25 protein-coding genes are annotated in these 20466 nt (G+C 65.5%); 9 read left to right on the top strand and 16 right to left on the bottom strand.

Going from position 1 to position 20466, the window contains the following annotated elements; genetic code table 11:
- The first annotated feature begins 198 nt into the window (after positions 1-198).
- On the top strand, positions 199-615 hold the full coding sequence (locus BSQ44_RS05105) for a DUF3421 domain-containing protein (RefSeq protein ID WP_157894510.1): 417 nt from the start codon (positions 199-201) through the stop codon (positions 613-615).
- Between the two features lie 70 nt (positions 616-685).
- On the opposite strand, the gene BSQ44_RS27750 is transcribed toward BSQ44_RS05105, so the two are convergent.
- The gene (locus tag BSQ44_RS27750; protein WP_256381708.1) at positions 686-820 is read right to left on the bottom strand and encodes a hypothetical protein; all 135 of its coding nucleotides are present in this window, start codon (positions 818-820) and stop codon (positions 686-688) included.
- Between the two features lie 180 nt (positions 821-1000).
- On the opposite strand from BSQ44_RS27750, the gene BSQ44_RS05095 reads away from it, so the two are divergent.
- A complete protein-coding gene (locus tag BSQ44_RS05095) occupies positions 1001-1603 on the top strand; it encodes a response regulator (protein WP_072602234.1) in 603 nt (200 codons plus the stop codon).
- Positions 1604-1631: 28 nt separating this feature from the next.
- Here BSQ44_RS05095 and BSQ44_RS26775 read toward each other — a convergent pair whose 3' ends face one another.
- Complete coding sequence (locus BSQ44_RS26775; RefSeq protein WP_157894509.1) at positions 1632-1793, bottom strand: hypothetical protein; 162 nt, start codon at positions 1791-1793, stop codon at positions 1632-1634.
- A 137-nt stretch (positions 1794-1930) separates the two neighbouring features.
- On the opposite strand from BSQ44_RS26775, the gene argB reads away from it, so the two are divergent.
- Positions 1931-2827 carry an acetylglutamate kinase gene (argB, locus tag BSQ44_RS05090; RefSeq protein ID WP_072602233.1) on the top strand — a complete coding sequence of 299 codons (897 nt, stop codon included), beginning with the start codon at positions 1931-1933 and terminating at the stop codon, positions 2825-2827.
- A 70-nt stretch (positions 2828-2897) separates the two neighbouring features.
- On the opposite strand, the gene BSQ44_RS05085 is transcribed toward argB, so the two are convergent.
- The 6 genes from BSQ44_RS05085 to BSQ44_RS05065 all read right to left on the bottom strand — a co-directional run bounded on the left by BSQ44_RS05085 (position 2898) and on the right by BSQ44_RS05065 (position 8689).
- Positions 2898-4358 (bottom strand): GMC oxidoreductase, encoded by a 1461-nt coding sequence (locus BSQ44_RS05085; protein WP_072602232.1) that lies wholly within the window; start codon positions 4356-4358, stop codon positions 2898-2900.
- Entirely contained in the window at positions 4355-4528 is a 174-nt protein-coding gene (locus BSQ44_RS27185; RefSeq protein WP_169858321.1) for a hypothetical protein, read from the bottom strand. The genes BSQ44_RS05085 and BSQ44_RS27185 overlap by 4 nt, the downstream gene beginning before the upstream one ends.
- A gap of 181 nt (positions 4529-4709) precedes the next feature.
- Positions 4710-5615 (bottom strand): DMT family transporter, encoded by a 906-nt coding sequence (locus BSQ44_RS05080; protein ID WP_072602231.1) that lies wholly within the window; start codon positions 5613-5615, stop codon positions 4710-4712.
- Positions 5616-5722: 107 nt separating this feature from the next.
- Positions 5723-7213, bottom strand: a complete 1491-nt coding sequence (locus BSQ44_RS05075; RefSeq protein WP_072602230.1) for an MFS transporter — start codon at positions 7211-7213, stop codon at positions 5723-5725.
- A 13-nt stretch (positions 7214-7226) separates the two neighbouring features.
- Positions 7227-7820, bottom strand: a complete 594-nt coding sequence (locus BSQ44_RS05070) for a TetR/AcrR family transcriptional regulator (protein ID WP_072602229.1) — start codon at positions 7818-7820, stop codon at positions 7227-7229.
- Positions 7821-7903: 83 nt separating this feature from the next.
- A complete protein-coding gene (locus BSQ44_RS05065) occupies positions 7904-8689 on the bottom strand; it encodes a GGDEF domain-containing protein (protein ID WP_072602228.1) in 786 nt (261 codons plus the stop codon).
- Positions 8690-8835: 146 nt separating this feature from the next.
- On the opposite strand from BSQ44_RS05065, the gene BSQ44_RS05060 reads away from it, so the two are divergent.
- Positions 8836-9543: a pyrimidine 5'-nucleotidase gene (locus tag BSQ44_RS05060; RefSeq protein WP_072602227.1), complete on the top strand. Its 708-nt coding sequence runs from the start codon at positions 8836-8838 to the stop codon at positions 9541-9543.
- Positions 9544-9573: 30 nt separating this feature from the next.
- Here BSQ44_RS05060 and BSQ44_RS05055 read toward each other — a convergent pair whose 3' ends face one another.
- Positions 9574-10416 (bottom strand): LOG family protein, encoded by an 843-nt coding sequence (locus BSQ44_RS05055; protein WP_072602226.1) that lies wholly within the window; start codon positions 10414-10416, stop codon positions 9574-9576.
- 141 nt (positions 10417-10557) lie between these two features.
- Here BSQ44_RS05055 and dapD point away from each other — a divergent pair, with 141 nt between their 5' ends.
- The 4 genes from dapD to BSQ44_RS05035 all read left to right on the top strand — a co-directional run bounded on the left by dapD (position 10558) and on the right by BSQ44_RS05035 (position 13721).
- A complete protein-coding gene (dapD, locus tag BSQ44_RS05050) occupies positions 10558-11412 on the top strand; it encodes a 2,3,4,5-tetrahydropyridine-2,6-dicarboxylate N-succinyltransferase (protein WP_072602225.1) in 855 nt (284 codons plus the stop codon).
- Positions 11413-11481: 69 nt separating this feature from the next.
- Positions 11482-11844 carry a DUF805 domain-containing protein gene (locus BSQ44_RS05045; protein ID WP_072602224.1) on the top strand — a complete coding sequence of 121 codons (363 nt, stop codon included), beginning with the start codon at positions 11482-11484 and terminating at the stop codon, positions 11842-11844.
- Between the two features lie 72 nt (positions 11845-11916).
- On the top strand, positions 11917-13110 hold the full coding sequence (gene dapE, locus BSQ44_RS05040) for a succinyl-diaminopimelate desuccinylase (protein WP_072602223.1): 1194 nt from the start codon (positions 11917-11919) through the stop codon (positions 13108-13110).
- An 11-nt stretch (positions 13111-13121) separates the two neighbouring features.
- Positions 13122-13721 carry a transporter gene (locus BSQ44_RS05035; protein WP_072602222.1) on the top strand — a complete coding sequence of 200 codons (600 nt, stop codon included), beginning with the start codon at positions 13122-13124 and terminating at the stop codon, positions 13719-13721.
- Here BSQ44_RS05035 and truA read toward each other — a convergent pair whose 3' ends face one another.
- The 6 genes from truA to def all read right to left on the bottom strand — a co-directional run bounded on the left by truA (position 13722) and on the right by def (position 17280).
- Complete coding sequence (gene truA / locus BSQ44_RS05030; RefSeq protein ID WP_072602221.1) at positions 13722-14474, bottom strand: tRNA pseudouridine(38-40) synthase TruA; 753 nt, start codon at positions 14472-14474, stop codon at positions 13722-13724.
- Entirely contained in the window at positions 14474-14977 is a 504-nt protein-coding gene (locus BSQ44_RS05025) for a GNAT family N-acetyltransferase (RefSeq protein ID WP_072602220.1), read from the bottom strand. Before BSQ44_RS05025 ends, truA begins: the two co-directional genes overlap by 1 nt.
- Positions 14974-15909 carry a methionyl-tRNA formyltransferase gene (gene fmt / locus BSQ44_RS05020; RefSeq protein WP_072602219.1) on the bottom strand — a complete coding sequence of 312 codons (936 nt, stop codon included), beginning with the start codon at positions 15907-15909 and terminating at the stop codon, positions 14974-14976. Before fmt ends, BSQ44_RS05025 begins: the two co-directional genes overlap by 4 nt.
- A 54-nt stretch (positions 15910-15963) precedes the next feature.
- Positions 15964-16386, bottom strand: coding sequence for a type II toxin-antitoxin system VapC family toxin (locus tag BSQ44_RS05015; protein ID WP_072602218.1), 423 nt, complete (start codon positions 16384-16386; stop codon positions 15964-15966).
- Positions 16383-16637, bottom strand: a complete 255-nt coding sequence (locus BSQ44_RS05010; protein WP_157894508.1) for a plasmid stabilization protein — start codon at positions 16635-16637, stop codon at positions 16383-16385. Before BSQ44_RS05010 ends, BSQ44_RS05015 begins: the two co-directional genes overlap by 4 nt.
- Positions 16638-16749: 112 nt before the next feature.
- Positions 16750-17280 carry a peptide deformylase gene (gene def / locus BSQ44_RS05005; protein ID WP_072607870.1) on the bottom strand — a complete coding sequence of 177 codons (531 nt, stop codon included), beginning with the start codon at positions 17278-17280 and terminating at the stop codon, positions 16750-16752.
- 102 nt (positions 17281-17382) lie between these two features.
- Between def and BSQ44_RS05000 the strand changes: the two genes are divergently transcribed.
- The gene (locus BSQ44_RS05000; RefSeq protein WP_072602217.1) at positions 17383-18648 is read left to right on the top strand and encodes a DNA recombination protein RmuC; all 1266 of its coding nucleotides are present in this window, start codon (positions 17383-17385) and stop codon (positions 18646-18648) included.
- Between the two features lie 4 nt (positions 18649-18652).
- Here the strand turns inward: BSQ44_RS05000 and BSQ44_RS04995 are convergent, their stop codons facing one another.
- Positions 18653-20431: a sensor domain-containing diguanylate cyclase gene (locus tag BSQ44_RS04995; RefSeq protein ID WP_083534489.1), complete on the bottom strand. Its 1779-nt coding sequence runs from the start codon at positions 20429-20431 to the stop codon at positions 18653-18655.
- Positions 20432-20466: the final 35 nt, after the last annotated feature.

The raw sequence follows: 20466 nt of genomic DNA, 5'->3' as shown, positions 1-20466 counted from the left end.
CACCCATTGATCACCGCTTTACCTTTGGTAAACCAAGGTAGAAGGGGCGCGGCCGCCGGCAGAAATCCGGGGCATCTACAGGGGTCAACAAACGTGACAATCTCGAAGGAAAGGATGCGGTCCGCCGTATCCGCATGCATGCTTGTGTCGGCGGTCCTTGCCGTCGGCTTCCCCACCGCAGCCTCGGCGGCGGAGTGGGTGAACGGCTCCTATGGGAGCATGCCGCCACCCACCATCACTCCGAATGGCGGTTATGAAGCGAATGGAGAGCCGCTGTTCGTCTGTCGTGCCTCAATGAATGGCGGCATGCATCCGGGCAAGATACGGAACGGGTTCAACGGCTGTAACATCGGCTATGGCGGGCGCGAGGAAACGGTGGTGTCCTACCAGGTTTTCACCGGCCACGGCCGCTGGACCACCGCCCAGTTCGGCGCGATCCCGCAAGGCATGATCCAAGCAGGGTGGGAAGCCAACGGTCAGCCGCTCGGCGTCTGCCGGGCGCAGTGGAGCGACGGCGTTCACCCCGGCAAGATCCGCAACGGCTTCAGCGGCTGCAACATCGGCTATGGCGGACGTGAGATCACGGTGAACGTCTACGAAGTCCTGACCAACTGAGCATAGAAGCCCGGCAAAGGGTCTGGCGCGGCCCAAACGAACGCGCCACCTATGCTACCGGGGCACGACCTCAGGAACGATGCGTGCCAGGCTCGGCCATCGTCCAGTGCTGGTCGGCGAGCATGCCGGCCGGCACGAGGTGTGCCATGGCGGCCTGGATCTTGTTGGAAAATCTGCTCACCACGCCGGCATCGCCCTTCATCATGGCCTCGAACCCCTTGTGGGCGACCCATGGCAGGCTCTTCCCGCCTCGGGTCCACGGTTTTGGTCGTCGTTTGCGCCGCTAAGCTTCGATCCGGGCGGGACGTTCCCTGCGCCCGGGCAGCGATCGTCAGCCGGAACCTTCGCGTCGCTGGCCGATTGATCTTTCGAAGTGGAGCAAGTCGTGCCGAATCTCGAGGGAATGCGCATCCTGATCGCGGAGGACGAATATATTCTCGCCGACGATCTCACCCGGTACTTCGAAGCTTCCGGCGCGAAGGTGCTGGGGCCGGCACCGACGGTGGAGAGGGCGCGACAGCTGCTCCCGATGGCACAGGCTGCGATTCTCGACGTCAATCTCAACGGCGAATACGTCTTTCCGCTGGCGGACGAGCTTGCAAATCGCGGCGTTCCCTTCGTCTTTTTCACCGGTTACGACGAGGTTGCACTGCCCGAGCGGTTCCGCTTCGTTTCCAGCCTGACCAAGCCGTCTGGATGGAGCAAGGTGATTGACGCCCTGATGAACCAGATCCGGCATGGACCGGGCGGCGAGCGCGCTTCGCTTGTCGCGTCGCAGGACGACGTCGCCTCGCTCTTGCCGAAACTGCGATTGAGCGCCCGGCTGATGCTTTTCGATCCCAATGCCGCCGATAGGCTGGTCGAGGAGACGCTTGAACAGGCGGTGACGGAGATCGGGGTGCGGCCTGCGGGCGTGTCGACCGCAAGCTGGTTGAACGCCCTGATGGAAAAGACCCTCGTCAGCCGCGGACGGGACCTTCTGCACTAGGTCGGAGGTCGCCGTAAGTATGCCGCGGCTAGTGCCGTGCCGGAAGGCTTCCTCCGATGCCGGCACCGACCACGGCGCCGATCACGATCCCCAGGACGACGTTTTCGAACAGTGAGACTCCGAGCACCGCACCGGCCGCTAATCCGCCGGCAATGCCGAGGAGCGTGTGCATGTATCTCGTACCAGGCATGGCTTTCTCCTCTTCCGGAGATTCAATCCCGAGACGTCGCGGATGTTCCAGGGAACCCCTCCCCCGGCGATTCATTTGCCCGCCGCGGGCTTTCCCGCTAAGACCCCGCCGACGCTTTCACCATCCGGGATTTCATCATGTCGAGTGACCTCGCCGCCACCGCCGCAGAACAGGCGCGCCTGCTTTCGGCAGCGCTTCCCTACATGCAGCGCTACGAGAACAAGACGGTCGTGGTGAAGTATGGCGGGCACGCCATGGGCGACGTCGAACTCGGCCGGGCGTTCGCCCGCGATATCGCGCTCCTGAAGCAGTCCGGCGTCAACCCGATCGTGGTGCACGGCGGTGGCCCGCAGATCGGCGCGATGCTCTCCAAGATGGGCATCGAATCGAAGTTCGAGGGCGGACTGCGCGTGACGGACCGCAAGACGGTCGAGATCGTCGAGATGGTGCTCGCCGGATCGATCAACAAGGAAATCGTGGCGCTGATCAACGCCGAGGGCGAATGGGCGATCGGGCTCTGCGGCAAGGACGGCAACATGGTCTTCGCGGAGAAGGCCAAGAAGACCGTCGTCGATCCGGATTCCAACATCGAGCGGGTTCTCGACCTCGGTTACGTCGGGGAGCCGGTAGAGGTCGACCGGACGCTTTTGGACCTTCTCGCCCGCTCCGAGATGATTCCCGTCATCGCGCCGGTCGCGCCGGGACGCGACGGGGCGACCTACAATATCAACGCCGACACCTTCGCCGGCGCCATCGCCGGTGCGCTGGGCGCCTCGCGCCTGCTCTTCCTGACGGATGTGCCCGGTGTGCTGGACGCGGACAAGAAGCTGATCGACCAGCTGACGGTCGCGGAAGCGAAGGCGCTGATCGCCGACGGGACGATCTCCGGCGGCATGATCCCGAAGGTGGAGACCTGCATCGAGGCGATCGAGCGCGGCGTCCAGGGCGTCGTCGTCCTCAACGGCAAGACGCCGCACGCCGTGCTGCTGGAGCTATTCACCGAGCACGGCGCGGGGACGCTGATCGTGCCGTAATGAGACCTCCGCGACCGCCCTTACAAAGGCGATCGCGGTGAGCGGAGCGGATTGACCGGGCCGGCTATCCTCAGGCCTTGGCTTCGGTCCGGACGCCGACCACTTCGCGCGCCAGATGGTCGCCGAGACGCAGCGCGAGTGCGACGATCGTCGTCGTGGGCGTGCACTGGCCCGAGGTCGTGAAGACCGAGGAGCCACCCACGAAGAGGTTGGCCATGCCGTGCACGCGGCAGTCGCGATCGACGACGCTCGTCTTGACGTCCGTTCCCATGCGCGTTCCGCCCATGTGATGGTTGCCCGCCAGTTCCATGTCGTCCGGATAGTCCTCGCCGTTCAGAACCCAGTCGCTGATCTGCACCCGCCCGAGGTCCTTGCGCGCAAGGTCCTCGCCGAACATCCGCATCGCCTCCAGCATGGTGTGACGATCCAGCTCGTCCTTCTTCCAGTGCAGTTCGATGCGCGGAACTCCGTACGCGTCCCGGTCCGTCGTCGAGAGCGCGACGCGGTTGTGATGGCGCGGCGCCTGCTCCCAGTCGAGATGGACCCGCGCACTGCACTGCAGCCTGCTGCCGAGGAGGCCCGACACCCACTCCGCGGTCTGCGGCGCATGGCATGCGAGATCGGCGATCATGCGTTTCGCGCCGCTGAACGGCATGGTCTCGACCTGGACATGGAAGTTGAGCACTTCACGCTCCGCCATCGCCTGCGGCGACGGGATGAAGAAGGCATGACCTTCATGATCCGGCGTGAGTGCAGCGGTGTCGGTAAGGAAGGCGTTGCCGGTCCAGTACATGGGGTGCTCCATCCAGTAGCGCCCGAGCGCTTCGGCATGGGGCACGACGCCGCCATTCGAGCGCTCGTTGGACCAGAGCAGCAGGCGCGAATTCTCGAGGCCGCCGGTCGCAACCACGAAATAGGGTGCCGCGATCTCGCCAGCGTCGGCGCCGTTCGAAATCAGTTTCGCCGCGGTGATGCGCGTGCCGTCGCCGACCAGTTCGCCCGCCGCGGTGTTCAGGAGGAGAGCGATGTGTTCGCTGCCGGCGATGGCGTCGCGGTACTTCTCGCCGAACCGCACGGCCTCGCTCTTCTGCACCTCGAAGCGGTAGAAGCGGTCCGTCGTCTGGCGGTCCGGCGGGAAGTCTTGCAGACCCAGGACATCGAAGGTCTCCGGCAGGAACGGTTCGATGTCGCCGCGGCGGATCGGCCAGCCGGTGTCGGGGACGTAGGATTTCGCAGTGAAATCATGTGCGTCGAGCACCCTGCACCAGCCTGCCCAATGGTTCGAGCAGCCGCCGAGAAATCTCAACCTGGTGATGTGGAGGTCGAAATAGGGATCGCCGACAGTGATGCCGCGATAGACGTCCTGGGAATCCTCGGTCCACTCCTCCGCGCCGCCTTCGAGCAGCACGGACTTTATGCCCGCCGCCGCTAGCTTGTTGGCGATGGTGATGCCGGCCGGGCCGGCGCCGACGATGCAGACCTGCGGCGTGAAGCCGGAGGCCGTGAACTGTGCCGCATCCTGGAAGATCATGCCTGGTCTCCTTCCACGTCGGTACGCTTCAGGATCCATCCGTCGACCTCGACCAGATCCTGGTGGGCGGTCGGGCGGATGACGCGGAACAGGACCGCGAGTGCGGGCAGCGCCAGCAGGGCGCCAAGCAAGGTGCGGCGGCGGATGCCGGTCTTGTCGCTGGGCTTCATGTTGCTTCTCCGGTTTCGATGCTTGCCTGACGCGCGGTTCTCAATCCGGCACGCCTGCCCGATCCGAAGCCAGAACTATGCCATCGCCACCCAAAGAAGGGTTTTGGCGTGCCGTAACGTGAGGAGAAGGTTTAGGAAGTGTTAAAGGGGTGCGCCGGTGCGAGGCCGGGATGGCGGCGGGTCAGCCGATGAGAAGGAGCAGCAGGATACCGCCGACGATCATGGCGCAGCCGGCGACTTCCAGCGGCGTGATGCGCTCCCGGAAAAAGAAAACCGACGAGGCGAAGGTGAAGATCATCTCGACCTGCGCCAGCGCCTTCACGACCGCCGCGTGCTCCAGCGTCATCGCCATGAACCAGCCGAAGGAGGCGCAGGCCCCCGCCACGCCGACCAGCAGCGAGAGCTTCCAGGCTTTTCGGATACGGACGATCTCGGCACGGTCGCGCCAGAGCATCCAGCCGCCCATGAGCACGGTCTGGAACACGATGACGAAAACCAGCGTCACCGCCGCCTGCATCATGAAGTTCGGCCCGCCCAGGGACAGGGACGCGGCACGATAGGCGACGGCCGAAATGCCGAAGAGCGTGCCGGAGGCGAGCCCGATCAGCGCGTTGCGGCTGACCAGCGACGCGAAGAGCGCGCGCCACGTCAGCCTGGTGTGCGCGACCGATATCAGCATGACGCCGAACACGCTGACGGCGATCGCCGCCAGGACGCCGGCGGTCACCCTCTCGCCCAGGAACATCAGTCCAAACAGCGCGGCTTGCGCGGGCTCCGTGCGCGAGTAGGCGGTACCGACGGCGAAGTTGCGGAACGAGAAGAGATGGACGAGCAGGAAGGTCGCCGCGATCTGGCCAAGACCGCCCACCGCCGCCCAGGCAAGGAAGGTCGCGTTGACGGCCGGAAACTCATAGCCGGCGAAACGGTTGAGCCCCAGTACGAAGAACAGGGCGAAGGGGACCCCGAACCCGAACCTCACGAAGGTCGCGCCGGTGGTGCCCATGACGCCCTTCAGGTGCTTCTGCATCGCCGAACGCAGGTTCTGCAGGAACGCGGCCGCGAGGGTGATGGGTATCCAGAGTTCCATGATCGTCGGTGACGGGTCCAGCAGGGTGGAGCCCGTTAACGGCTCCGGGTGACCGCTACGTCATCCAGTACCCCGCCGCAACGGACAGGACCGCCACCATGCTTGGCTCAGACCTCCACCGGCTGCGGCTGGTGGCCATGGGCGGGTCCTTGGGCAGGCACCGGCTTGACGAAGAACAGCATGACCACGATGAGGGCGAAGGCCGCGCACTCGTAGTAGAGCGCATTGCCAAGGCTTTCGACGAAGGCCGGATGCTGGCCGGCGCCGGTGGAGAGGTTTCCGGCCAGCGTGGAGAAGAAGATCTGGCCCGTGATGGCGATCCCGAGCGCCGAGCCGATCTGCTGGAAGGATTGCATCGCTCCGGAGCCGGAACCCGCGTCGCGCGACGGCACCTGCGCCAGAACGGTCTGGAAGAGCGACGAGATCGCGATGCCCATGCCGAGGCCGGAGATGAAGAGCGGCGGCACGAACTGCCAGTGCTGCACCTCGTCCGCTATCGCGCCGACGACCACGCTCAACGTGGACATCCCCACGATCAGGAGGCCGGCTCCGGCACCGATACGCGCGCGGGGCCAGCGGCCGCGCAGGCGGCCGGAAATGATCGACGCCAGGAGGACGCCCAGAGGGAACGGCACGGTGATCAGGCCGGACTGGAGCGGGCTGAAACCGAAGCCCGATTGAAGAAAGATAGCCAGCACCATGAAGAACCCCGCCACGCCCGAGAAGAACACGGTCACCATGACGATGCCGAGCAGATAGCTGTGGTTGGACATGAGGCTTGCAGGCAGAAGCTGGCTCAACTGATTGCGCGCCCGCGATCGCTCGAAAAGGACGAAGACGAAACCGGCGACCGCGGACAGCGCGATCATGGCGAAGGTCCAGGCCGGCCAGCCGAGGCTGTGGCCTTCGATGAGCGGGAAGACCAGAAGGAAGACGCAGAGAGCGGCGAGCGCCACCCCGCCGAGATCGTGCGTGAGATCGTGGTTTGCCGGCATCCTGGGAAGCAGCCGCCAGGCGGCAATTACGGTCAGGATTCCAATGGGGATATTGACCAGGAAGATCGGGCGCCAGTCGAGGCCGTAGATGTCGGCATCGATGAGGAGACCGCCCGTCAGCGGACCTGCGACGGAGGCCAGACCCGCGGTCAGCCCGAACAGCGAGAAGGCGAAACCGCGCTCCTGCGGCGGGAAGATGACCTGCGCGATGGCCAGCACCTGCGGCATCATCATCGCGCCCGAAAGGCCCTGGAGCACGCGGGCGACGATGAGCGTCGGCATGTCGGGCGCCAGTCCGCACAGGGCCGAAAAGAGCGTGAAGCAGAGCACGCCGACGATGAAGACGCGCTTGCGGCCGATCGTGTCGCCCAGCCGCCCGAAAGGCAGGAGTCCGAGCGCGAAGGCAAGCACGTAAGCCGCGACGACCCATTCGATCTGGCTGCTCGTGGCGTGGAGGTTCTCCTGCAGCCGGGGAAGCGCCACGTTCACGATCGTGACGTCGATCAGGTTCATGAACCCCGCGAGCAACAGGATGGACAGAGAGACCCAGCGTCGCGGATCAATCTCCAGCTCCGCAAGTGGAGCGCGATCAGTGTGGGACATGCAATGGCCTCGTCTAGCGGTTCTGGAAGCTGCGCAGGAGTTCCGCGCAAATCGCCTCGAAATGTTCAAGCGACGGATCGGGCTGGCGCCGCGAACCCGTCAGGGTGCCTATGACGATGGAAGCGCCAGCCTGCGCATCCAGGTCGTGACGGAAACTGCCGTTCTCGCGACCTTCCTTCAGAACGCCGGCGATCTGGGAATGCCAGTACGCCCGCATGGGGGCGAGTTCGGCCTGCACCTCGGGATCGCGTCGGGCGCGTTCGCCGAGTTCGGCCAGAACGGTAACCAATTCGGGGTTCGATTCGCAGTTGTCGCGGAAATCGGCGAATTCCCGACGCAGGCGCTCCAGGGGCGACAGACCTTCGCGAGGGCGACGCCGGTGTTGGCGTTCGAAATCGCTGCGCAGCGATTCCGCGACCAGGCGGATCAGATCCTGCTTGGTTGGCACATGATAATGCAGGGTCGCGATGTTGATGCCAACGCGGTTGGCTATGTCGCGGGTGCGCAGCCCCTCGAAGCCGCGCTCGGCAATGAGGGACCGCGCGGCGTCCGCGATGTCCTGCTTGCGATTGTCCTGTCGCGGGGTGTCGTCCGTGGATCCGACCATTCTCAATCAAGTGATTGATTGGAACGGCGATGTCAAGCGGGTACCGGCGATCGTCCATCAGCGCCTGCCGTCGGGAGCGGCGGTCACGCCGCCGTGGAAACCGAAAGTTCGGGAAGGACGATCCTGTCTCGACCGGTACGCTTCGCCTTGTAGAGGCGATGATCGGCTATCCGGAGTGCCTGCGCGACGGTCATGTCGTCGCCGAGTTCGGCGCCACCGATGCTGACGCTCATCTTCACGGTATCACCGCCGGGCGTGACCATGCGCGTCGCCGCGACTTCCCGACGGATCTCCTCGGCGGTCGACAGTGCCGAGACCATGTCGAAACCGGGAAGATGGACCGCGAACTCCTCGCCGCCGATCCGTCCCGAGACACTCCCGGCGCCGGCCTTCCTCGTGATTGCCCTGGCGATCTCGACCAAAGCGGCGTCGCCCGTCTCATGGCCGTGATTGTCGTTGATGGCCTTGAAGTGGTCGGCATCGATGATGAGCAGGACGCCTGCGCGGCGACGGGCAGCCTCGGCCTCGACGGCCTTCAGGAAGTTCTCGCGGTTGAGCAGACCGGTCATGGCATCGCGGCTGGCGCGCTCGGCGAGCCGGGCGTGCGCCTCGGCAAGTTCAGCATGGGCCCGGGAGAGCTGCTCGTGGGAACGGGCCACCTCCGCGTGGGCATCCTCGATCCTGTATTTTTGCAGGAACCCTCGCGCACTCGCCGGCCACGCGATCAGCAGGGGGCAGAGCGTGCTGATCAGGACCGCGGTCCGGTCGACGGCCATCCCCTGCGTCGTGAGGACCACCGCGGCCACGATCAGCGACGCGATCGCCGAGGCGCATGCAACCAGTCCGGACTTGATGACGATTGAACGCATTCATCTTCCCCAACGGAAGTACCCTCGCATCGGGAAGTTAAGATGCCGATACCGGCGATCCCTAAAAAACCGTGAAACGGGTTCGCCCGTATCGAGGAACCTCCGGCGACCCTTCAATCGGGCGCCAAACGTGCGATACAGGCATCATGACGAATCAACCCGATCCGGCGCGTTTCAGGGATATCACCGATTGGGTGTTCGACCTCGACAACACGCTCTACCCGCACCATTCCAACCTCTTCTCGCAGATCGACGTGAAGATGACGGCCTATGTGTCGGAACTCCTGCAACTGCCCCGCGACGAGGCGCGTGCCCTGCAGAAGGAACTCTATCTCCAGTATGGCACCACGCTGAACGGGCTGATGGAACGCCACGGGATCGATCCGGACGACTTCCTGCAGAAGGTACACGACATCGACTATTCCTGGGTCGCGCCGCATCCGGAACTCGGCGAGGAGATCAGGAAGCTTCCTGGACGCAAGTTCATCTTCACCAACGGCGACCGCAACCACGCCGAGCGCACGGCGCGGCAGCTCGGCATCCTCGACCATTTCGACGACATCTTCGATATCGTCGCGGCCGGGCTGGTGCCGAAGCCGGCGCGCGAGACCTACGACAAGTTCTCCGCGCTGCATCGGGTCGCCGGCCCCCAGGCCGCCATGTTCGAGGATCTCGCCCGCAATCTCGCGGTCCCGAAGGCGCTCGGCATGACGACGGTGCTGATCGTACCGAAGAATTTCGAGCCCACTTTCTCGGAGATCTGGGAGCGCGATCCCGACGACGCCGACGACGTGGACTACGTCACCGACGATCTCGCCGGCTTCCTGCGGACCATCAACGGGCAGAACGGCTAGGCTGGCGAAAGCGGCGAGCGACGGCCCCGGCTACGGGATCTCGTAAAAGCGCTTGATGCAGTCCCAGGCTTCGTCCGCCGTGTCGGCGTAGTCGATGATGTGCTGGTCGCCGGGCGATATGGTGCCCTGCTCGGCGAGGAAATCCAGATCGATCGCGCGTTCCCAGAACGACCGGCCGAAGAGGATGACCGGCACGCGCTCCATCCGCCCCGTCTGGATCAGCGTCAGCGTCTCGAAGAACTCGTCCATGGTGCCGAAGCCGCCGGGGAAGATCGCGACGGCCTTGGCGCGCATGATGAAGTGCATCTTGCGGATCGCGAAATAGTGGAAGTTGAAGCAGAGTTCGGGCGTCACGTAGAGGTTCGGCGCCTGCTCGTGCGGAAGAACGATGTTGAGCCCGATCGAGGGTGCGCCCACGTCGGCCGCGCCGCGGTTGCCGGCTTCCATGACCCCGGGGCCGCCGCCCGTCACGATGACGAATTCGCGATAGCGCGAGGTCGCCGAATGCTCCGAACAGAGCCTGGCGAACCGGCGCGCCTCCTCATAGTATTTGCTGTTGGCCTCGAGGTTCTTCTGCTGCACCTCGTTCTTGGCCGCCCAGGCTTCTCCGCCCGGTTCGGGAATGCGCGCGCCGCCGAACAGGATGACAGTCGAGCGGATGCCACGCTCGGCCAAAATCATCTCCGGCTTCATCAGTTCGAGCTGAAGCCTGACGGGACGCAGGTCCCTTTGCGTCAGGAAGTCGGCGTCGTCCCATGCCAGCCTGTAGGCCGGCGACTGCGTCTGCGGCGTGTGCGGAACGCTGCGGGCACGCTGCAGATCCTCGTCAGAATGGGGCAGCGGAGTCCATCCGCCTTCTTTCCGTTCGTTCATGGGTATCGTCCGGCCCCTTTCGTTACGCCTGTCCCCGGCGCGTCGCGATTGACCCTTCATGAGGCTTCAAATAGGTTCCGCGCGACCTTCCGACAGCCTATGACCTTGCCTCTTAACAGCACGTGTAACGGAGCCTCCCGCATGCCCACCCAGGATCTCGCCGCACTCGAAAAGACGATCGACAAGGCATTCGACGAGCGCGACGGCGTCAACACGGGCACCCGGGGAGAGGTTCGCGACGCGGTGGAGACCGCGCTGAACCTGCTCGACCGCGGAGAGGCGCGCGTGGCGGAACGCCGCGAGAACGGCGACTGGCACGTAAACCAGTGGCTGAAGAAAGCGGTCCTTCTTTCCTTCCGGCTTAACCCGATGGAGGTCATCAAGGGCGGTCCCGGCGATGCGGTGTGGTGGGACAAGGTGGCTTCCAAGTTCGATGGCTGGAGCGCGAACGAATTCGAGAAGGCCGGTTTCCGCGCCGTCCCCAACTGCGTGGTGCGGCGCTCGGCATATGTCGCGCCGGGCGTGATCCTGATGCCGTCCTTCGTCAATCTCGGCGCCTACGTGGATGCGGGCACCATGGTCGACACCTGGGCGACGGTCGGCTCCTGCGCCCAGATCGGTAAGAACGTTCACCTGTCGGGCGGCGTCGGCATCGGGGGCGTGCTGGAGCCCATGCAGGCCGGACCGACGATCATCGAGGACAACTGCTTCATCGGCGCCCGCTCCGAAGTGGTCGAGGGCTGCATCGTGCGCGAGGGCTCCGTGCTCGGCATGGGCGTCTTCATCGGCAAGTCGACCAAGATCGTCGATCGCGAGACCGGCAAGGTCTCCTATGGCGAGGTTCCGCCCTATTCCGTCGTCGTGGCCGGGACGATGCCCGGCAGGGCCCTGCCCAACGGGGAGCCCGGCCCGAGCCTCTATTGCGCCGTGATCGTCAAGCGCGTCGACGAGGGAACCCGGTCGAAGACCTCGATCAACGAATTGCTGAGGGACTGACATTGCTCACGGCCCGCAACCCGCTCGGCCCGTTCAACGCTTTTCCTCGCAGCGGGGAGATGGCTTCGCTTGCCTGACGCATCCAAGATCACCTGGTTCTTCTTCGGCTTCCAGGGCCGGATCGACCGGCAGGCGTTCGCGCTCGGGGGCCTGCTGCTGTATGTCGCGCGGCTGTTTCCGGTGTATCGCATCATCGCGAATCCCGACGAAGCCGCGCAGTCTTTCTGGGGCGGCGTCTTCCTGATCGTGATCGGCGTCGCGCTCGTCTCGCATGTGGCTATGTGCGCCAAGCGGCTGCACGACATCAATCGTTCGGGCTGGCTGGCGCTTCTGTTCGTCGTCGGCGACATCCTGATGTTCCTGGTGCTGTGCTTCCTGCCCGGCACCAGGGGACCGAACAGGTTCGGCAGCCAGACCAACGCGCCGCGGTAGCCGGCGTGCCACGAGACGGGTGCGCGTTTGCGCACGGTGACAGGGCCGCCGCTTTGGACTATCGCTGCCAGGATGAATCCGACCACTGATCCCGCTTCAGTGCTGCGCACGCTGATCCGCTGTCCCTCGGTCACGCCGGCGGAAGGCGGAGCCTTGGCGGCGCTGGAGGCATTGCTGGCGCCGCTCGGCTTCGCTGTCGATCGGCCGGTCTTTTCCGACCAAGGCACGCCTGACATCGAGAACCTCTACGCCCGCATCTCGGGGAACGGGCCGCACGTGATGTTTGCCGGGCACACGGACGTGGTGCCTGTCGGGGACGAAGCCTCCTGGAGGCACCCGCCCTTCGGCGCCGAGATCGCGGACGGCTTCATGTACGGCCGCGGCGCGGTGGACATGAAGGGCGGCATCGCCTGCTTCGTCGCCGCCATCGCCCGCTACATCGAGCGGAACGGGCGGCCGAAAGGCTCCGTGTCGCTGCTGATCACCGGCGACGAGGAAGGCCCCGCGGTCAACGGGACCGTGAAGCTGCTGGACTGGGCCGCGAAGAAGGGCGAGACCTGGGACGCGGCGATCGTCGGGGAGCCGACGAATCCCGACGCTCTGGGCGACATGATCAAGATTGGCAGGCGGGGTTCCCTCTCCGGGACGATCGTGGTGACCGGCAAGCAGGGTCATGCCGCCTACCCGCATCTGGCCGACAATCCCGTGCGCGGGATCGTGACGCTCGTGGAAGCGCTGATGCATCCGGCCTTCGACGAGGGAACGAACGACTTCCAGCCGACGAACCTGGAGGTGACGTCGATCGACGTCGGCAATGCCGCGACGAACGTCATTCCCGCGAAGGCGACGGCGACCTTCAACGTCCGCTTCAACGACACGTGGTCCGCCGAGAAGATCCAGGCCGAGATTCACAACCGGGTGGACCGCGCCTCCACCCGCGCCATCCTGCGACCGGGCCGGGACGAACCGATCCGGTTCGACATCGAATGGCGCGACAGCCCGAGCCACGTTTTCCTCACCCGCGACGAGGCCCTGATCGGCGTGCTGTCGAAATCCGTGGAGACCGTCACCGGCCGGCTGCCGCAGCTTTCCACCTCCGGCGGCACCTCGGATGCCCGCTACATCAAGGACTATTGCCCGGTCGTCGAGTTCGGGCTGGTCGGCCAGACCATGCACATGGTGGACGAATGCGTGGCGCTCGAGGATCTGGAAATGCTCACCCGAATCTACGAACGCTTTCTCGCCGACTGGTTCGAGACGGCCTGAGCCGAGCCTCCATGCCTTCCGCCGAAGAGATCATCACATCCCTGTCCGGAGCCTGGCGCATGATGATCGGCCGGACGGAGGGCCTGCGCATGCTCGACGTCTCGGCGGACGGATTCTGGACGTCCTTCTTCGCCATCATCGTCGCGCTCCCCGCGCTCTTTCTGGGCTGGGTTTCCGTCGCCAACGACATGGTCGCCTTCGATCCCGAAGGAGCGGGACGTCTCTCGCTGATCCTGCGCCTCGCCACCGTGGACCTGGCCTCCTGGCTCCTGCCGCTCGTGGGGCTGGCGCTGGTCGCGCGGCATGTCGGGATCGGGGATCGCTACGTCCACTATGTGGTCGCGAGCAACTGGGCGACCGCCATCATCGTATGGCTCATGCTCCCGCCGGCCTTGCTGCATCTTTTCCTGCCCGACGAGATCGACGGTGTGTCGCTTCTGTCGCTCCCGCTCTTCCTGGCGACGATGTTTCTGTCCTGGCGCCTGACGAACGTCGCCATCGGCAAGGGACCGGCGGTGGCGACGGGGGTCTTCGCGGCGATGGTCGTGGCGTCGCTGTTCGTCCTGTTCGGCATGCAGGACCTGCTCGGGCTGGACCGGCTCTCCGGCTGATCATAGCTCCGGATAGTCGACGCGGACGAGGTAGAGCCCGTGCGGCGGCGCGACCGGCCCGCAGGCCTTTCGGTCCATCGCCTCGAGTGCCCGCTTGACGTCCGCGGCTGTCGAGGCCCCCTCCCCGACCCGCTTCAGCGTCCCGACCATGGAACGCACCTGATTGTGCAGGAAGGACCGCGCCGAGGCGCGGATCTCGATCAATTCGCCATTGCTGGTGACATCGAGCCGGTCGAGCGTGCGTATGGGGCTGCGCGCCTGGCACTGGACCGAGCGGAAGGTGGTGAAGTCGTGCCGGCCCACCAGCACCTGCGCCGCCTCGTGCATGGCGGCGTCGTCGAGCGGACGGGGAACCCACCAGGCTTTGTTACGCTCCAGCGCCAGCGGGGCGCGCCGGTTGACGATGCGGTAGAGGTAGTGCCTCTCGACGGCCCAGAAGCGCGACTCGAAATCGGGCAGCGCCTTGTCGGCGATGAGGATCGAAACGCGTTCGCCGGCCAGTTGCAGATGCGCGTTGATCGCGTCGCGCACGGTGTCGGCCGGCCAATCCTTCTCCAGATCGAAATGAGCGACCTGCGCCGTTGCATGGACGCCGGCATCGGTTCGCCCAGCGCCGCGCAAGGTAATCTCTTCGCGGCAGAAGGCAAAGACCGCCTGCTCGATGGCCGCCTGCACGGAATGCTGGCCCGCCTGACGCTGCCACCCGGAATAGGGCATGCCGTCATACTCGATATCGAGCCGGTAGCGCGGCATCACATCCCCCCGAAGGCACGGGGATAGACCAGGCGTCCGCCGGCGGGCGCGTCGTCCGCGAAGGCGATCGCCTGGAGGGCGTCGCACTGATAATCGCATTCGAACGCCGCCGCCCTCTCGTGCGTGTAGCCGAAGCGAGCATAATACTCAGGATCGCCCAGCACGACGCTGAGGGTCTCGTGATTTGCCATCAGCCGGAGGTGGCCTTCCCTGACGAGTTCCGTTCCGATCCCTTCGCGCTGGTGATCGGGATCCACCGCGACTGGGGCGAGCGCCACCGCCGGCACCTCGCGCCCCTCGCGCACGACCCGGAGCCGGGAAAACAGGACGTGGCCGCGCACGTCGCCGTCCCGTTCGGCTACGAGTTCCAACACCACGTCGCCGTCGGCGAGGAGGCGTTCCACGAGATCGGCCTCGTCGGCCTGGCCGAAGGCACGCTCTTCCACGGCACGGATCGCGGCGCGATCTTCCGGCTGCGCCGGGCGGATGACGAAGGCGCTCATGAAAGCCTGTCCCCCGGAACGAGTTTCACCCCGCGCAGGAACTGCGCTGCCTCCATCGCCTTTCCGCCGGCGCGCTGGACTTCGAGGAGCCTGACGGCGCCCGTTCCGCAGGCAACGGCGAGGTCGTCGTCCAGCACCTCGCCGGGCGCCCCGCCGCCGTCGGCCATGGTGGTACGGAGAAGTTTCAGCCGTTCGGTCCGGCCGCCGGCGGCCAGCTCGCACCATGCGCCGGGAAAGGGAGAGAGACCGCGGATGTGATCGTGCACTTCGCGTGCCGGCCGGTTCCAGTCGACGCGCGTTTCCGCCTTGTTGATCTTGCGGGCATAGGTAATCCCCTCCTGCACCTGGGGAGACAGCGTCAGGTTTCCCGCTTCGAGGGCGGCAAGCGCGCGCACCATGAGCGACGCGCCTTCGACCATCATCGCGTCGTGCAGTTCGCCCGCGGTCATGTCGTCCCCGATCGGCACGGTGTGCGACAGCGCTACGGGGCCGGTGTCGAGGCCTTCCTCCATCTTCATGATCATCATCGCCGTCTCGCGGTCTCCGGCCATGATCGCGCGCTGGATGGGGGCTGCGCCGCGCCAGCGCGGCAGGGCCGACGCATGACCATTGTAGCAGCCAAGCCGCGTGCCTTCGAGGATCGGCGTGGGCAAGAGCAGGCCGTAGGCGACCACGACGGCGACGTCCGCGCCAAGGGTCCGGAAGGCATCCTGTTCGTCCGCGGATTTGAGCGAGGCCGGCGTCCTGACCTCCAGCCCGAGGTCTTCCGCCGCGCGATGGACGGGCGACTTCGTCAGTTCCAGCCCTCTGCGCCCCGCCGCCCTTGGCGGCTGGGTGTAGACCGCCTCGACCTCGTGCCCCGCCAGCGCGATGGCGCGCAAAGTGGGCACCGAGAATTCGGGCGTGCCCATGAAGACGATGCGGAGAGGCATGGCGTGCTGCGAAATCCCGTCGGGCGCGTTTGGCGAGGACGCGGTAACGCGCGCTCATTCCCCCGCTTCAAACGGGTTTACGACAGCGAGGTCAAGCCCGTCGAAATCGCGTACGTTGCGGGTGGCCAGCGTTGCCCCATGGACGAGGCAGATCGACGCGATCATAGCGTCGCCGATGCTGACCGGACGGCCCAAGGCATCACGGGATGCGCGGAGCCTTCCCGCCAGTTCCGGCGCGCCGCCATCGAAATGAAGAACACGGTCCGAAAACGTATGCAATGTCCGCCGGAAGGCTTCGCTATAGCGGGTCGAACCGGTTCTCACCCGAAAAAGCTCGGCGCCGTACGCCTGCTCCATTACAACCGGTCCGCACAGCCGGATCTCCCGTGCGGCAACAGAGGCGAACCAGCTTCGAACGCCGGAATCCGGCTTCGGCTTCTGCAACTCCGACAGGATGTTCGTGTCGAGTACGATCATTCCCCGGGTTCCGGGGGCGGCTTCCCGAAGTCTTTCTTTCGTGCCGTCTCGATCTCTTCCATCATCCTAGCGAATTGCTCCGCCTGTTCATCGTTTCCGTCATAGAGCAGGGGCCGGAATTCGTCCCAGGCAGATGAGACCCGCGTCTGCTCGCCCGGTGCATCGGCCAGCGACTTCCGCAGCAGATCGATCGCGGTAGCCGAAAGGCTCCGGCCATCGCGCCGGGCCGCACGCTCTATCGCCTGCTTCACCGGTTCCGGAACGTTCCTGATCAGAAGATCGCCCATCGGAATCACCATGAAATGATATCAATGATATCACACGCGGGGATTTCCGGCAATCGATCGCTCGCCGGCAGACGTCCTATCCCACCAGGCGGCCGGGAGCCTTGTCACGGGCAAGCTTCCTGAACTTCTTGACCACCATGTCGCGCTTCAGCCGCGAGATGTGGTCGATGAAGAGGACGCCGTTGAGATGGTCGATCTCATGCTGGAGGCAGGTCGCGAGGAGGCCGTCGGCCTCGATCTCGTGGCGCTCGCCGTCAGCGTCGACGTAGGCGACCTTGATCGAGGCGGGACGTTCGACCTCGGCGTAGTAGTCCGGAATGGACAGGCAGCCTTCCTCGTGGACGTTGCGGTCGTCCGACGAGGACAGTATCTCCGGATTGATAAATATCCGGGGGGCGCGCGGCTCGTCTTCGTGCGACAGGTCGATGACCAGCATCCGGAGCGGCAACCCAACCTGGATCGCCGCGAGACCGATGCCCGGAGCGTCGTACATCGTCTCCAGCATGTCGTCGGCGAGCTTCTTCACCTCGGCGTCGACGCGCTCGACGGGCTTCGACACCTGGCGCAGGACGGGATCGGGAAGGATGACGAGGGGCTTGACCGGCATGGCTGTCAGGTAATTCGCGGGCGCTTTGCCGTCAACCATGCAGTTTGGCGCCGTTCCTGTTTTGATCTTCTGGCTGCCAGGCGAATCGAGTAGGCTCCCGCGATGAACGATCTCCTCGCCGCTTTCTCGCAGCCGGTCGGCCAGTTCGGCGCCACGACCATCACGCTCGGCCACGTGCTCGCGGCGGCCGGCGGCCTTATTCTCGTCCCGATCGTGGCGCTGGCGGCGGCACTGTGGCGTTCGGCCAGAGCGCGGGCGCGGGCGGCCGAGGAGGCTGCCGCCGCGTCGCGCGAGGCGGAGGCCCGCCTGGCCGAGATCACGCGCGCGCAATCGGAGATGCAGGGGCGCATGGCCACGATCGCCGAGGTGTTCGGCTCGCGGCAGAGCGAACTCAACAAGGCGATCTCCGAGCGGCTCGACGCCATGACGGGCCGCATCGGCCACACGATGAGCGAGCAGACAAAGTCGACCCACGAGAGCCTGACGAAGCTTCAGGAGCGGCTCGCCGTCATCGACACGGCGCAGAACAACATCCAGTCGCTGGCGGGCCAGGTGGTGCAGTTGCAGCAGATCCTGTCCAACAAGCAGACGCGCGGCGCCTTCGGGCAATCGCGCATGGAAGCGATCGTGGCCGACGGGCTGCCGCACGGCGCCTACGAGTTTCAGGCGACGCTTTCGAACGGCAACCGGCCGGACTGCCTGGTGCGCATGCCGAACGGCTCGCCCTCGCTGGTGATCGACGCCAAGTTCCCGCTGGAAGCCTGGAACGCGATCCGCGCCGCGACCGAATCCGAAACGCCCGACGCCCAGAAGACGGCAGCGCAGGCATTCCGCCGCGACATCGAGGTGCACATCCGGGCGATCTCCGAAAAATATCTGATCAACGGGGAGACGCAGGAGACGGCCTTCATGTTCGTGCCGTCGGAATCGATCTTTGCCGAGATCCACGAGAACTTCGAGGCCGTGGTCCAGCGGGCGCACCGCGCGCGCATCGTCATCGTCTCGCCCTCCCTCCTGATGCTGTCGATCCAGGTGATCCAGGCCGTGCTGAAGGACGCGCGCATGCGCGAGCAGGCGCACCTGATCCAGGGCGAGGTGATCCGGCTGATGGAGGACGTCGGGCGACTGGACGAACGCGTTCGGAAACTGCAGGGCCATTTCGCTCTGACCCAAAGGGACATCGAACAAATCCTGACCTCGAGCGAAAAGGTGACGAAGCGCGGCCAGAAGATCGAGGCGCTGGAGTTCGGCGAGGCATCCCCTCAGGAGCGCGTGCCGGCGACGGCGGAGAGGACGGACGCCGCCCCGGGCCTGCTCGGCGCGCGCTCGGGGAGCCTGAAGCTGCGCGTGGTGGAGGACGAGGACTGAACCGTCAGGCGACCTTCGGCTGCCCGTCGCGCTGGTGGCGCTTGCGGTCGAAGAGGACCACCCGGTTGCGCCCGGCCCGCTTGGCTTCGTAGAGCGCCACGTCCGCCTTGGCGGCGGCCGCCGATAGAGTATCGTCGTCATCGGCGATGTGCGCGCCGATGCTGGTCGTGATCCGAATGCCCGTTCCGTCGGACAGTCTGATGGCCCGGGAGCGCAAGGCATCGAGGACCTTGCGGCCGGTGTCGGCGATGGTTTCGGGGGTACAGCCGCGCACCATTACGACGAATTCGTCGCCGCCCCAGCGGGCGCAGATTTCGTCCTTGCCGCCGGCCTCCGAGATGCGCCGCGCCACCTCGATGATCACCTCGTCGCCGGCCTGATGCCCGCGCGAGTCGTTGATGGACTTGAAGAGGTCCACGTCGAGCAGGAGGAGACCGACCGTCCCGCCGGTCGTCACGGCGCGATGGTGCTCGTCGGCGAAAGCCTCGGCGAAGCCGCGGCGGTTGGCTATTCCCGTCATCGGGTCGAGATAGGCCATCCGCTCGAGCTGTTCGGTGCGCTGGCGGACTGTGTCCTCGAGCTTGCTGGTGTTGTCCCGAACGGCCGCCGCCATGCGGTTCAGCGCGTGGGTCAGGCGGCCGATCTCGTCGCGGTGGCCGGCCTTGATCGCGGGCGGGAAATCGCCGCTTTCGATGCGCTCCAGCGACGTCTCCGCTAGGGCGAGACGATCGAGCACGCTACGCTTGAACAGGAAGGTGATCAGCCCCGCCGCCGCGAGCATCAGGAGGGCGATGAGGCCTCCGATCGGCGCGAACATGCGTTTGCCGACGATCGTGTCGACGTCCATCAGCGTCACGTTGAACCAGTCGAGCCTGTCAAGGTAGCCGACGCCGACCAGCAACCGCTTTCCCCCGACCATCAGGAAGCCGGAAGCTGCCGGCGTCTTGCCGTCGAGAAGGTTCGCCATCATGTCGCCGAGCTTCGCCTTGCTCTGCGTGTCGTCGAGCATGTTGAACACCGTCTTGCGATCTGCGGCCTCCTTGGTGAGGCTGGCGAAATCGATGCGGCTCTCTTCCCTGATCGCCTGGATGGCGCCGCTCGCGTCCACGAAGATGCTCTCCACGCCCGGCTGGTCGGTCGTGACGATCTCGTCGATGAAGCTCGTGAGATCTATCCCGGTTCCCAGAACGGCAAGCGGCTCGCCACCCTCGAAGACCACGCAGTTGATCCAGACGTTCGTGACCTTGAGCGCCCGGTCGTTGTTGACGTTCAGGCGGCAGCCCGGCCCCTTGGCGAGGGTGTCGTAGAACCAGGCGTCGTCGGGGTTTGCGCGCGAGAGGCGGTAGCGCAGCTGGGCACGGTCGAAGCTGGCCTCGGCGTCGTTGTAGTAATAGTCGCCGGAACCGGCCATCGCGACGAAGTAGCTGCCGTCGCGGAAGGATGTGCGGAAGTGCTCCAGCTCGTCTATGCCGCGCTTCGTCCTGCCGGGCGAGGTCTCGTCCCTTGCCCATTCGATGATGGCCGGGGATCGTGCCAGCGTATCGGCGAGCGCCACTTCGCGGGCCAGCGGACCGAGCCCGCGATACCGGTCGTAGAGGATCTGCCGCTCGGCGAACAAGGTGGAAAGCTTCTCCGTTGTCGATTCGACGATCCAGGAGAACGCGACGAGGCCGGGAATGCCGACGGCGACGAAGGCGCCGAGCGTGAGCGCCAGCACGCGCATGCGCAGGCTCTGGGCGAATGCTCCTCTCAGTCGGCTCAGCGGGTTACCGGATGCGGCCATCGGCGGCGTGATGCCTTTTCGAAGGGAGACGGCAT

This window comes from Aquibium oceanicum (assembly GCF_001889605.1).
Taxonomy (GTDB): Bacteria; Pseudomonadota; Alphaproteobacteria; order Rhizobiales; family Rhizobiaceae; genus Aquibium; species Aquibium oceanicum.
Note: the sequence above shows the minus strand (reverse complement) of the source record. Positions and strands in the feature narration are given on the sequence as shown.